At 62.5% G+C, this 13,134-nt stretch carries 11 protein-coding genes; 5 read left to right on the plus strand and 6 right to left on the minus strand.

What is annotated here, in order from left to right:
• Window positions 1–22 precede the first annotated feature (22 nt).
• The 3 genes from QTL96_RS20950 to QTL96_RS20960 all read right to left on the minus strand — a co-directional run bounded on the left by QTL96_RS20950 (window position 23) and on the right by QTL96_RS20960 (window position 4,761).
• Window positions 23–2,359 carry a glucose/quinate/shikimate family membrane-bound PQQ-dependent dehydrogenase gene (locus QTL96_RS20950; RefSeq protein ID WP_289729030.1) on the minus strand — a complete coding sequence of 779 codons (2,337 nt, stop codon included), beginning with the start codon at window positions 2,357–2,359 and terminating at the stop codon, window positions 23–25.
• Window positions 2,360–2,671: 312 nt separating this feature from the next.
• Entirely contained in the window at window positions 2,672–4,186 is a 1,515-nt protein-coding gene (locus QTL96_RS20955; RefSeq protein WP_289729031.1) for a protein adenylyltransferase SelO, read from the minus strand.
• 65 nt (window positions 4,187–4,251) lie between these two features.
• Window positions 4,252–4,761: a hypothetical protein gene (locus tag QTL96_RS20960; RefSeq protein WP_289729032.1), complete on the minus strand. Its 510-nt coding sequence runs from the start codon at window positions 4,759–4,761 to the stop codon at window positions 4,252–4,254.
• A 284-nt stretch (window positions 4,762–5,045) separates the two neighbouring features.
• Here QTL96_RS20960 and QTL96_RS20965 point away from each other — a divergent pair, with 284 nt between their 5' ends.
• The 4 genes from QTL96_RS20965 (at window position 5,046) to QTL96_RS20980 (ending at window position 8,339) form a co-directional block, all read left to right on the plus strand.
• Window positions 5,046–6,029, plus strand: coding sequence for a phosphatase PAP2 family protein (locus QTL96_RS20965; RefSeq protein ID WP_289729033.1), 984 nt, complete (start codon window positions 5,046–5,048; stop codon window positions 6,027–6,029).
• A gap of 117 nt (window positions 6,030–6,146) precedes the next feature.
• On the plus strand, window positions 6,147–6,410 hold the full coding sequence (locus tag QTL96_RS20970) for a type II toxin-antitoxin system ParD family antitoxin (protein ID WP_018902515.1): 264 nt from the start codon (window positions 6,147–6,149) through the stop codon (window positions 6,408–6,410).
• Entirely contained in the window at window positions 6,407–6,721 is a 315-nt protein-coding gene (locus QTL96_RS20975; protein WP_289729034.1) for a type II toxin-antitoxin system RelE/ParE family toxin, read from the plus strand. The genes QTL96_RS20970 and QTL96_RS20975 overlap by 4 nt, the downstream gene beginning before the upstream one ends.
• A 163-nt stretch (window positions 6,722–6,884) precedes the next feature.
• Window positions 6,885–8,339 carry a DHA2 family efflux MFS transporter permease subunit gene (locus tag QTL96_RS20980; RefSeq protein WP_289729158.1) on the plus strand — a complete coding sequence of 485 codons (1,455 nt, stop codon included), beginning with the start codon at window positions 6,885–6,887 and terminating at the stop codon, window positions 8,337–8,339.
• 6 nt (window positions 8,340–8,345) lie between these two features.
• On the opposite strand, the gene QTL96_RS20985 is transcribed toward QTL96_RS20980, so the two are convergent.
• The gene (locus QTL96_RS20985; RefSeq protein WP_289729035.1) at window positions 8,346–8,867 is read right to left on the minus strand and encodes a DUF1697 domain-containing protein; all 522 of its coding nucleotides are present in this window, start codon (window positions 8,865–8,867) and stop codon (window positions 8,346–8,348) included.
• A gap of 211 nt (window positions 8,868–9,078) precedes the next feature.
• The gene (locus QTL96_RS20990) at window positions 9,079–11,187 is read right to left on the minus strand and encodes a S9 family peptidase (protein WP_289729036.1); all 2,109 of its coding nucleotides are present in this window, start codon (window positions 11,185–11,187) and stop codon (window positions 9,079–9,081) included.
• A 281-nt stretch (window positions 11,188–11,468) separates the two neighbouring features.
• Between QTL96_RS20990 and QTL96_RS20995 the strand changes: the two genes are divergently transcribed.
• Window positions 11,469–11,873, plus strand: a complete 405-nt coding sequence (locus tag QTL96_RS20995) for a DUF930 domain-containing protein (RefSeq protein WP_289729037.1) — start codon at window positions 11,469–11,471, stop codon at window positions 11,871–11,873.
• An 86-nt stretch (window positions 11,874–11,959) separates the two neighbouring features.
• On the opposite strand, the gene QTL96_RS21000 is transcribed toward QTL96_RS20995, so the two are convergent.
• On the minus strand, window positions 11,960–13,078 hold the full coding sequence (locus QTL96_RS21000) for an NADH:flavin oxidoreductase (protein ID WP_289729038.1): 1,119 nt from the start codon (window positions 13,076–13,078) through the stop codon (window positions 11,960–11,962).
• Between the last annotated feature and the right edge of the window lie 56 nt (window positions 13,079–13,134).

Genomic DNA, 13,134 nt, shown 5'->3' on the forward strand with positions numbered 1-13,134 from the left:
TTTCGGTGGTCGTTGAAGCTGCTTAGGGCAGCGTGTAGGCGATGACGTAGTCGCCCGGCTTGGTGCCGATCGATCCGTGCCCGCCGGCCACCATCACGACATACTGCTTGTTGTCCGAGGTCGTGTAGGTCATCGGCGTCGACTGGCCGCCAGCCGGCAGGCGGGCCTGCCACAGCTGCTTGCCGTTGGTCACGTCGTAGGCGCGCAGGTAGTCGTCGACCGCAGCACCGAGGAAGGCAACGCCGCCCTTGGTGATGATCGGGCCGCCGATGCCGGGAACACCGAGCTTGAAGGGCATCGGAAGCGGGCTCATGTCGCGAACCGTGCCGTTCACCAGCTTGTAGGCGGTCTTGCCCGTGGTGAGATCGGCGCCGGCGACATAACCCCATGGCGGTGCCTGGCAGGGGATGCCGAGCGGGCCGAGAAACGGACCCATGACCACGCCGTAAGGCGCACCGTCATTGCGGTTCAGGCCCTGTTCGCTGCCCTTTTCGCCTGCGCCCTTCGGCGGGATGTCGGCTGCGGGCACCAGGCGCGAGGTGAAGGCCAGATAGGTCGGCATGCCGAACATGATCTGCCGTTCCGGATCGACCGCGACCGAGCCCCAGTTGAAGGTGCCGAAATTGCCCGGATAAACGATCGTGCCTTCCAGCGACGGCGGCGTGTAGCGGCCTTCATACTTGTAGCGGTGGAACTCGATGCGGCACGCGAGCTGGTCGAACAGCGACACGCCCCACATGTTCTTCTCCTGCAGCGGTGGCGGCGAGAAGGTCAGGTCGGAGATCGGCTGCGTCGGAGAAGCATGATCCTCGGGGATCGTGCCCTGCGGCGCGGGGATTTCCTTGAACGGGATGATCGCCTCGCCAGTGCGGCGGTCGAGCACGTAGAGGTCGCCCTGCTTGGTGGGCGCCACGAGTGCCGGAACGACCGTACCGTCCGCCTTCTTCATGTCGAAGAGCACCGGCTGCGCCGGAACGTCCATGTCCCACAGGTCGTGGTGCACGAACTGCTGGACCCAGCGCAACTGGCCGGTCTTCATGTCCAGAGCAACGACCGACGACGAGAATTTCTCGACATTGGCGCTTCTGTTCATGCCGAGCTGGTCGGGCACTTGGTTGCCGAGCGGCACGTAGATCAGGCCGAGGCCTTCATCTGCCGACAGAACCGACCAGCTGTTCGGCGAGTTCGTCGTGTAGGTCTGTCCCTCGGGCAGAGGCGTCGTGACGTCGGGGTTGCCCGAATCCCAGTTCCAGACCAGCGCGCCGGTGTGGATGTCGAAGGCGCGGATGACGCCGGACTGCTCCTGGGTCGAGTAGTTGTCGTTGACGGCGCCGCCGATGATCAGCTTGCCGTCGATCGCCACCGGCGGCGAGGTCGAATAGTAGTAGCCGGCGGGGTTGTACTTCATGCCCTTTTCGAGGTGCAGCGTGCCTTGGTCGGCGAAATCGGTGCAGACCTTGCCGTCGAGCGCGTCGAGCGCGATCAGGCGGGCATCGGCGGTCGGCAGGTAGACGCGGTCGACGCAGGGAGCGCCGGCAGCCGCTGCCGTATCGTGGTAGTAGGTCACCCCACGGCACGTCTGGTGCTGTCGATCCGGGTTCATGCCGGAATTGGCGTCGAACTTCCACTTTTCCTTGCCGGTCTTGGCATCGAGTGCGATGGCAAGGTTGTGCGGCGTGCAGATGTAGAGCGTATCGCCAATCTTGAGCGGCGTGACCTGGTAGGTCGTCTCGCCGACGTCATCCGGCCGCTTCACGTCGCCGGTCTGGTAGCGCCAGACCTCTTTCAGGTCCTTGACGTTGCTGACGTTCACCTGCTCCAGCGGCGAATAGCGCTGGCCGAAGGGCGTGCGGCCATACTGGTGCCACTCGCCGTCGGTCACCGTGCCGCCGAATGTCGTGGTGCCGGTCATGGCCGTCGGCAGGCTGCCGTTCTGGTCATGCGGGTCCGTCGTCATCGAATAGCCGGCGACCACGATCGCGGCGAGAACCGGAATGGCGAGCGGCCAAGGGCTGGCCGGGTAGGGCGCGCCGGTCGTGCCGGAAAAGCCGAGCGGACGGCGAACCCACGGCGTCAGGAGCCACAGGCCGAGCAGGATGATCAGGCCGCCGCGCGGTCCGAGCTGCCACCAGTCGAAGCCGACTTCGTTGATCGCCCAGACGAGCGAAACGACGACGAGCACGGCATAGACCCAAAGGGCCGATGCCTTGCGCTTCAAGAGCAGCGCAGCGGTCAGCAGGAACATGATGCCTGCGAAGAGATAGAAGAAGTTACCACCGAGCAGCACGAGCCAGAGCCCGCCTCCGCCGAGTGCCAATCCTATCAGAATGAAGAGGATGGATGTTAAGACGATCGCCATCAGGCCGGTCTCCAACTGAAATGCATAAAGCTCCCGAGGGGGATCGGGAGTGGTCAGGAATGCACGCAAACGGCGAACAAGACATTTTGCCGCAAGCGTCATCAGCGGAAATAGAGCGGCCCGATCTGCCTTTCAACCGCCACAATATGGGGGGCTCAGAAGTGGCTAAAATATGCGACAGAATCCGGATTTACGGGTGAGCGTTGAATCTGGGTTTCGGCTGCGGTCACGAAAAAGCCATGAAACCCAGACGTTTGGCCGCGTCGAAAGGTCACGACGGACGCTAGCGTCCTGGTAGTGGAGTGCGGCCGGTCACGTCCCGCAGAATGTCTGCAGCACGCGCTCCTCCGGCTTGGGCGGCTGCATGTAGGCGGTAAACTCCGCGTGATCCTCATAGGGCCTGGCAAGCACGTCGAGCAGCGCCTCGAACAGCGAGAAATCCGCATCCTCGACGGCCGCTACGATCGCCTGCTCGATGCGGTGATTGCGCGGGATGAAGGCGGGGTTGACGCCAAGCATCGCCACGCTGCGTTCGTTCGGAGTTGTCGTCTCGCGCGCAAGCCGCTCCCGCCAGCGAACCAGCCATTCCTTCGCCGCCGCGCTGTCGCTGAACGTCTCGAGAAACGCGTCTTCGGCACCGTCGTCGGCCGCCAGATGCGACAGGCGCCGGAAGGTCAGCGTGAAATCCGCCTGTCCCGCCTGCATTGTCGAAAGCAGCGACTGGATCAGCGAGAGATCGTCGTCCTCCACATCAGCAAGACCGATCTTCGCGCGCATCCCCCGCATCCAGTGCAACTGAAAGCGCTCGCCATAATCCTTGAGGACGACATTGGCTATCTCAACCGCCTTGTCCTGATCGGCGTCGATCAGCGGCAGCAGCGTTTCCCCGAGCCGCGCCAGGTTCCATTGCCCGATGCCGGGCTGGCTGGCATAAGCATAGCGGCCGTTCTGGTCGATCGAGGAAAACACCTTGCCGGGATCATAGGCATCCATGAAGGCGCAGGGGCCGAAATCGATCGTCTCGCCCGAGACGGTCATGTTGTCGGTGTTCATAACGCCATGGATGAAGCCAACATGCAGCCACTTGGCGATCAGCGCTGCCTGTCGCTCAGCGATAGCCTCGAACAGCGCGATATAGGGATTGGCTCCGTCCTTCAGCTCGGGCCCGTCCTTCAGCTCCGGATAGTGCCGGTCGATGACGTAATCGGCGAGCGCCCGAACGCCATCGGTATCACCGCGCGCCGCAAAGAACTGGAAGGTGCCAACCCGGATATGGCTCGCCGCCACACGGGTGAAGACGGCACCCGGCAGGATCTGCTCGCGATAGACGGGTTGACCCGTCGACACCGCCGCCAGCGCCCGCGTCGCCGGCACGCCGAGCGCATGCATCGCTTCGCTGACGATATATTCGCGCAGCACCGGCCCGAGCGCCGCGCGCCCGTCACCCCGCCGCGAAAACGGTGTCGCCCCGGCACCCTTCAGCTGGATATCGCGGCGCCGGCCTTTGATGTCGATCACCTCGCCAAGCAGGATCGCCCGCCCGTCGCCGAGCTGCGGCACAAAGCTGCCGAACTGATGCCCCGCATAGGCCATGGCCAGCGGATCGGCACCCTCAGGCACGAGATTGCCGGAAAAGATCGCGGCGCTATCCCGCTTCAGGACCTCTACATCGAGCCCGAGCTCCTTTGCCAGCGGCTCGTTGAGCTTGATCAGCCACGGCTCGGCGGCCGATGACGGCGTCTGCCGGGCAAAGAAATTCTGCGGCAACCGCGCATAGCTGTTGTCGAAGGGGAAGGGGCGTGACGTCTGTGCGGGTGCAATGGTCATAGGCTTTAGGTAGGGCTCAGGCCCTGCCGGCGCAAGCGCTCATACTTGCCGTATTGGCCGGAAACTCACCGGTTGCGCCCACCGCCACCGCCCCCACCACCACCGCCGCCTCCACCTCCGCCATGGCCACCGCCTCCTCCGCCGTGACCGCCACCCCCACCGCCGCCGCCCTTGCCACGGCCATTGCGGGAAGACGCCTGCGTGCCTTTGCCGGTGTCGTCAGGGAATTCGACCTCCGCCGTGGACTTGACAACCGTGTTGGCCCGGTAGGGAACAATGCTGACCGACCCCAATTCACCCTCGGTCTTCTGGCACGTATAGCGCGTGCTCCCACCATTGCGGATCAGGACGTCGTTGCCGCCCTTGCTTTTGACGAACGTCATGTCGTGGCCGACAAGCCGGGCGCTCTTCTTGCCAAGCTTTTCGCTCTTCATCTGGTAGAAGGTGCCGTTGACGCTGAGGACCGACTTTTCCCAGTAGACATCGACCGAGGGACTGCCGCCGCATTTCTGATAGGCCTCGGCACTCCCCGCCATCAGAACGGCAGATGCTGCCGCGATGAGATGTAGACGCATGTGCCCCTCTCTCCCATTTTCGCCGGCGGCCAAAGGCGCCCCGGCGCTCCCTTACCAAGAGCTTGCGCGCGTTGGCTGAGAAAGCAATTCGGAAATAGGAAGTAGCGACGCGCCAATTGCTGGCGATGAAGGGCTGGATCGGATTGACCGATTAGGCCGCCAACCCTGACGTCGAGGCCGTGACATGTCCCGTTATGCAACCAGTTAGCGATTTTTGATTAATACTCTTCTTAGAGTTATCTGCTAGTGGTTCCCGATATCCGGTATGGGTGTTCGAGGTTGCAATGGGCGTTGGTAATGCGAAGCGCGTGATGGAGGTTGTCGTTCTGGGAGCCTACATATCAACTTTTGGTCTGGCTGCCGTCAGCGGATTGGCCATCGACCTCGCCGGTATCGCTCCTATTCTCGCTTGTGCTGCCGCGTTCTTGCTGATTGGTGCTCTTTGCACGCGATTTGACATGCCGCGCGTGCGAGAGGGCACGACATGTGTCGCCTATGGATTCCTGCTCACGCCACCGATTGCACTAGCAACGTATCTTGCCATTCGGCTGGACCTGCCCCTTCAGGACCAAAACCTCGCGGCGCTGGATGCGGCGCTTGGTTTTGATTGGCACTATGTGATTGGCGTCGTCGATGGCCATCCGGCACTCGCCATCATCTTGAACGTAGCATACGGTACATTCGCATTACAGTTGCTGCTTTGGCCGCTGTTGCTGGCGATCGCCGGCCACACAAAGCGGGCGCATGTGATGGTCGCCAGTTTTGCGGTCATCTGTTTTCTATCCAGCCTCATCTCCGTTTGGACACCTGCGGTCGGCACCTACTCCTACTATGGCTTCGATGGCTCCCTGTTAAAAAGCCTCAACCCGCTTTACGGCTACGATTTCCTCGACCAGTTCAACGCTGTTCGCGAAGACGCCAATTTTGTCTGGAGCGTTGAGGCCAGCAAAGGCATTTTGACCTTTCCCTCCGTCCATGCAGCTGTGGCTTTCCTGTGTGCATGGGCCGCGTGGTCGCTTACGCCAGTAAGATACCCGGTGATCGCCTTGAACGTCGCGATGGCATGCTCCGCGGTAACCAATGCCAATCATTATGCAGTTGACGTCGTCGCGGGTTGCGCGGTTGCGATGGTCTCGATTGCTTTCATCGTCTGGGCAAGCCGCCTCAATAGCGCGCCGATCGCTGCCGAGAGTGTGCCGCTTCCAGGAGGCGCGACATCTGTTGATGGTTCGCAAGCGCTTTATCCTCAAGGCGTGGCGGAGGGATGATCCCGCCGCTATCCCCGCAATCTTGCTGCTTCGACCGACCCCCCGCGCCGATTGCTGCCGCCTGGCCACAGTGGTAGGATTAAATCGCACCTCCAGACGCAAACGCGGGAGCGACACATGGAAAAGCTCAGCATCACGCTGCCAACGGAAATGGTCGATGTGATCAATGCCGAGATCGATGCCGGCGCCTTCGCCTCCACCAGCGAAGTCATCCGCGCCGCCATGCGCGCCTGGATGCGCCAGGAGGAAGAGCACAAGGAACGCATCGCCGCCATAAGGGCGCGCGTGCAGGAATCGCTCGATGATCCCAGGCCGAGCCTGAGCCTCGAGGAAATCGATGACTGGTTGGAGACGCTTGCGGTCGAGCCGAGCCGGCAATGAAGTCTTACGGTGTCAAGCTCCGCGGAGCGGCGCAGCGCGACCTGAAAACGATCTTCGACTATGTTCTCGAGCGAAGCGGCAGCCGGCAAACGGCCGTGTTGTATCTCAAGCGACTGCGGGATCGCTGCAGCCGCATAGGCGACGCCCCATTTGGCGGCGTTGCGCGACCTGATCTTGGTGCTGATTTGCGCCTAGCTGTTTTCGAGCGCAGCATCGTCATACTCTACCGCGTCGAGGCCGAAACCATCCTCGTCACCAACATCTTCTCCGGCGGCCGCGACTACGAAACGCTGATGCGCGACCATCGCTGATACACCCATACGCTGAGCTCACATCAGCCTTGCCATATCAGCATAACCCCGCCACATTTGCGGGCGTATATAAAAACTTCATTCACCCTTGGCGTCATGCCATTTCATGCCCGCGGCGATTGCCTTCGCGCTTGAGCCGCGTCTTCGCGAGCGATCCCTGACGATGTCGGATCAGATCTACCAGGCGGCTGTCGTTGGACGCCCGCAACTCAATTTCCGCTTGATTGCGATGATCGTTGCCAGCGCCATGTTCATGGAGCAGCTGGACGCCACGGTTCTGGCCACTGCACTTCCCACCATGGCGCGCGATTTCGGCGTCAGCGCACCGTCGATGAGCATCGCGCTGACCTCCTATCTGCTCAGCCTCGCCATCTTCATCCCGGCAAGCGGCCTGATTGCCGATCGCTTCGGCTCGCGCACCGTCTTTCGCTGGGCCATCGTTGTCTTCGTTCTCGGCTCGATCTGCTGCGCGCTGTCGCCCAATCTCTGGTGTCTGGTGTTTGCCCGCCTGCTGCAGGGTCTCGGCGGCGCCATGATGATGCCGGTCGGCCGGCTCGTGCTTTTGCGCAGCGTCGCCCGCAAGGACATGGTCAACGCCATGTCGTGGCTGCTGGTGCCGGCGCTGATCGGCCCGATCCTCGGCCCACCCGTTGGCGGCATGATCGTCACCTACCTCGACTGGCGCTGGATTTTCTATATCAACGTGCCGATCGGCATCCTCGGCTTCGTCCTGGTCTCGATCTTCATCGAGAATTTCAAGGGCGAAACGAAGAAGCGCTTCGATACCTTAGGCTTCATCCTCTCTGGCATCGCGCTCGGCTCGCTGCTCTTCGGCTTCGAAAGCTCCAGCCGTCCGGGCGAGGGGATGTTCGCGCTGTTCCTGATCGCGATCGGCGTGCTCTTCGGTATCGCCTATCTCAAGCATGCGCGAAAGCACCCCGCGCCGATCATGGATTTTTCGCTGATGAAGGTGCCGAGCTTCGGCACATCCGTCATCGCCGGTTCGCTCACCCGCATCACGCAGGGCGCGCAACCCTTCCTGCTGCCGCTCTATTTCCAGCTCGGCTTCGGTCTCTCCGCCGCCAAGGCCGGCCAGCTGGTGACGGCAGCCGCCATTGGCTCCATGGCGATGAAGGCCTTCGCGCCGAGGATCCTGCGCCGCTTCGGCTTCCGCAACGCGCTCATCTTCAATGGCTTTACCGCCACATTCGGCTATGCGCTCTGCGCCTTCTTCCGGCCCGATTGGCCACTCGGCTTGATCTTCGCCGTGCTCGTCATGTGCGGCTTCTTCATGTCGTTCCAGTTCACCGCCTACAACACGGTCGCCTATGACGCGATCGAGCGCGACCGCATGAGCGCCGCCACGAGCTTTTACGTGACCTTCCAGCAGCTGATGCTGTCGCTCGGCATCTGCGTCGGCGCCTTCGTGTTGCATGTCTCGATGTCGGCGACCGGCAGCGGCGACACGCCGCAACTGCACGATTTCTCGGCCGCCTTCCTGTTCGTGACCGCGGTCTCGCTCACCGCCACCTTCTGGAACCTGCGCTTCTCACGCACGGCCGGCGCCGATATCAGCGGCCACGGCGGCAACAAGGCGGCAGCCCACGCCGAGCATTGAGGGCGGTCAGCCATCTTCCATCTCGGCCGCCATTTCGGCGAGCTTGCGAACGGTATTGATGTTGCGCGAGGTGCCGGCATTAAGCGCCGGCAGCTTCAGCTTCGATTTCCCGGAACCGATGGGATAGTGCACATAGATCTCGCGCCCATCGGCGACAGCCTCCTCTCCGTCAGGCGCCACCATCCTGTCGAGTGCATCCTTCGGTGCATTCTCGGACAGGAAGCTGATGAGCAGAAAACTCGCTTTGGCATCGGGGAAGGGCGCCTTGGCGACGATCGCCTCCAGCTCCTTGCGGCTGCGCACCATCACGCCTGGCTTCTTGCCCAGCACCTCGCCGAGTGCGTCATCCAACGTGCGTGCGACATCGGCTTCGTTGGCGTCTGCGCGAAATAGCACGTTGCCGCTCTGGATGTAGGTCTTGACGTCGGTGAAGCCGAGCTTCTCGCAGATCGCCTTCAGCTCGGTCATGGGGAGCTTGCCGGTGCCGCCGACATTGATGGCGCGCAGCAGGGCGATGTAGACGGGCATTGGGGGGCTCCTTCCGTTGGCGGGGGAGCAAGAATTACCCCCCTCTGTCCTGCCGGACATCTCCCCCACAAGGGGGGAGATCGGCCAGCGGTTAGGTTCACGCCAAACAATGAGAGTGGAGTGAGCGGCTGCCCCCCAGCCAATCTCCCCACCTGTGGGGGAGATGCCCGGCAGGGCAGAGGGGGGTACCCCTCGGTACCCCGCAAGCGGATTACATCTTCCCCGCCACCTTCACTGCAAACGCATACTCGAACGCAACCTCTTCCAGCCGCTGAAACCGCCCCGACGCACCGCCGTGGCCGGCGTCCATGTTGGTCTTCAGCAACACCGGCGCGCCGCTGGTCGACTTGTCGCGCAGCTTCGCCACCCATTTGGTCGGCTCCCAGTAGGTCACGCGCGGGTCGGTGAGGCCGCTCAGCGCCAGGATCGGCGGGTAGGGTTTCGCTTCCACATTGTCGTAGGGCGAATAGGCTGCGATCTGGTCGTACTCTTCGCGGCTGTCAATCGGGTTGCCCCATTCCGGCCATTCCGGAGGCGTCAGCGGCAGCGTGTCGTCGAGCATGGTGTTCAAGACGTCGACGAAGGGAACGGCGGCGATGACGCCGGCGAATTTTTCCGGCGCCATGTTGGAGATCGCCCCCATCAGCATGCCGCCGGCCGAGCCGCCTTCGGCGATGATGTTTGCGTAGGAGGTGAACTTCTGTTGATTCAGATAGTCGGCCGCCGCGATGAAGTCCTTGAAGGTGTTGGTCTTCTTCTCCATCTTGCCGTCTTCGTACCAGGCAAAGCCCTTGTCCTTGCCGCCGCGGATATGGGCGATGGCATAGACGAAGCCGCGGTCGACGAGCGACAGGCAGTTGGTGTTGAAGCTCGCCGGAATGGTCACGCCATAGGCGCCGTAGCCGTAGAGCAGGCAAGGGGCAGAGCCGTCGAGTGGCGTGTCCTTGCGATAAAGCAGCGTCACCGGCACCTCGACACCATCCCAACCAGGCGCAAACACGCGGCGCGTGACATAGTCGTCGATATTGTGGCCCGACGGCACTTCCTGCGTCTTCAACAGCGTGCGCTCGCGCGTCACCATGTTGTAGTCGTAGAGCTGCGATGGCGTCGTCATCGAGGAGTAGGAGAAGCGGATCACGTCGCTGTCATATTCGGCCGCACCCTGCAGGCCGAGCGAATAGGCCTCTTCCGCAAAGCCGATCGCGTGCTCCTCGCCGGTCGCCCGGTCGCGGATCATGATTTGCGGCAGGCCATCCTTGCGCTCCAGCCAGAGCAGGTGGCGGGCATAGGCCATGTGGCTGATGATCAGCGTGCCCGGCTTGTGCGGCACCACCTCGCGCCAATTCTCCTTGCCGGGATTATCGACCGGCGCTTCCATGATCTTGAAATCCTTGGCGTCGCCGTCGTTGGTCAGGATGTAGAACACGTCGCCGCCCTCGGTCAGCGTGTACTCGATACCCTCCTGGCGCTCCGCCACCATCTTCGGCTTGGCGGTGAGGTCGCTGGTCGGGATCAGCAGATATTCCGAGGTCTCGTGGTCGTGAATGTCGATGAAGATGAAGTCGTCGAGCAGCGAGCCGCCGACGCCCATGAAGAAGCCCGCATCCTCCTCCTCGTAGACCAGCCGGTCTTGCGATTGCGGCGTGCCGATGATGTGGTGGTACACCTTCGAGGGGCGGTGGTTCTCGTCGAGCGCAGAATAGAAGAAGCTCTTGCCATCAGGCGCCCAGGCGCCGCCGCCGCCGGTGTTTTCGATGCGGTCGGGCAGGTCCTCGCCGGTCTTGAGGTCGCGAACCTTCAGCGTGTAGAACTCCGATCCCTTGTCGTCATAGCCCCAGATACCGCGATCGTGATCGGTGGAATGGTCGATGCCGGCCAGCCGGAAATAGGCCTTGCCCTCGGCCTCCTTGTCGCCGTCGAGCAGCACGGTGCGCTGGCTCTCGTCCTTGATGTCGGCGTCGCGTGGAATGCGGAAATAGCGCGGCTGCTCGCCGCCGGTCACGAAGAAGGTGCCATAGGCGAAAGGCCCGTCCTTCATCGGGATCGAGCTGTCGTCTTCCTTGATACGCCCGCGCATCTCGGCAAACAGCGTCTTCTGCAGCGGCTTGGTGTCTTCCATAGCCGCGTTCATATAGGCGTTCTCAGCCTCCAGATGCTTGCGGATTTCGGGGTCGAGGATCGAGGGATCCTTGAACATCGCCTGCCAGTTGTCGGCGCGCAGCCAGGCGTAATCGTCCGTGCGGGTGATGCCATGGCGCGTGTCGGAATGCGGCTTCTTCGGCGCAACGGGCGGGTTCGGCAGGTTTTTGAAGACGGACAAGGGGAGCTCCGGGGTCGGCATTTCAGGTTGTGAAGAGATAGAGACGCAAGCGCTGTCGATCAAGCGGCAAAAGCCACGCGCAAGAGTGCCATGCGACGCTCGCTGAATGGTGACTGTGCAAAACCCAAGCAATCCTCACCTTGCCTTGATGTGACCACAATATTTAAGAAAGTCCGCTCCCATCGTGCGGAATTCTGCCATGGCCGGGCGGCCCTCAAAGCTGCCCCGCTGAAACGGCCGCGCAGCATTCCGGAATGAGCTTGCAAAGGATTTCTTCAGTAATGCCGAAACGTATCGCCTTCGTTCTGACCGCTCTCAGCCTTGCCGCCTCCGCCTTTGCACCCACCGCATTCGCCGTCGACCCCGCTATCAAGAAGCAGCTCGAAAAGCTCGACCCCGCGACGCGCCTCGAACAGAGCTGCGACACCGAGGCGATGAGCCGCATCAACAAGGACGCCACCGGCTACAAGCCGGACAAGGTGATCGCCTACACTTTCAAGGATCCGGTCCCGAGCGACGACCGCCTGGAAGCCCCGGGCGCGGTCTTCCGCAGCAAGGGCGATTGGTATCACCTGTCCTACAGCTGCATCACCGGCCCCCAGCACATCAATGTGCGCGAGCTGAGCTACCAGATCGGCGACAAGGTTCCGCGCGACAAGTGGACTAAATATTACCTCTACGACTGAGTAGCCTGAGAGCCTCTCGTCCAGACGAACGCAAAACGGCGGCCCGGATGGAGCCGCCGTTTCGCATTCATATGGGCTGAGACGCCTTACACCAGCTCGCCGAAGGCGGCTGCCGTGAACGGGCGCATGTTTTCATTGTCGCCGGTGCGCACCTTGGTCACCCATTGCGGGTCGCTCAGGATCGCGCGGCCGACGGCGATCAGGTCGAACTCCTCGCGCTCCATGCGGCGCACCAGATTGTCGAGCCCGACGACGCTCGAGCTCTCGCCGCCGAACGCCGCCATGAAATCGCCGGAAAGACCGACAGAGCCGACGCTGATGGTCGCCGCACCCGTGAGCTTCTTCGCCCAGCCGGCGAAATTCAGCCCCTGTTCGCCGTCGATCTCAGGGAACTCGGGCTCCCAGAAGCGGCGCTGCGAGCAGTGCAGCACATCGACGCCCGCCTCGACCAGCGGCATCAGCCAGTCGGTCATCGCGTCAGGCGTTTCGGCGAGCCGCGCCTTGTAGTCCTGCTGTTTCCACTGGCTGAGACGCAGGATGATCGGATAGTCGGGACCGACGGCCTCGCGCATCGCCTTCACCACATCGGCGGCGAAGCGGGCGCGTTCCTTCAGCGTCGCGCCGCCATAGCGGTCGGTGCGCTTGTTGGTGCCGGCCCAGAAGAACTGGTCGATCAGATAACCATGCGCGCCGTGGATCTCGAACGTGTCGAAGCCGAGCCGCTTGGCGTCGGCGGCGGCCCGCGCATAGGCTGCGATCGTGTCGGCGATGTCTTCCTCGCTCATGGCGTCGCCGCGCGGCGTTTCCGGCGCAAGCAGGCCGGACGGGCTTTCGACGCCGCTCGCCGGCCAGTCGCCGGCCGGATGGGCGACCGAGCCGACATGCCAGATCTGCGGCCCCATCTTGCCGCCCTTGTCGTGGACCGTCTTGATCACCTTGCTCCAGCCGGCGAGCGACTTCTCGCCGTGGAAGAAGGGGATGCGCTCATGGTTGCTCGCCGCCGGCCGGTCGATGACGGTGCCTTCCGAAAGGATCAGCCCGACGCCGTCTTCGGCGCGGCGGCGATAATAGGCCTCGACATCGGCTCCCGGAACGCCCTCGGGCGCAAAGGTACGCGTCATCGGCGCCATGACGATACGGTTCTTGAGGTCGAGCGATTTGATCTTGAACGGCGCAAACAGCGCGTTGACGTCAGCTGCATTCATTACGGGCAAACTCCTGTAGAAAGGTGGCGCGCCTTAAGTATATTCTATATACCTAG

The sequence above is a fragment of the Rhizobium sp. S163 genome (assembly GCF_030380805.1).
Classification (GTDB): Bacteria; Pseudomonadota; Alphaproteobacteria; order Rhizobiales; family Rhizobiaceae; genus Rhizobium.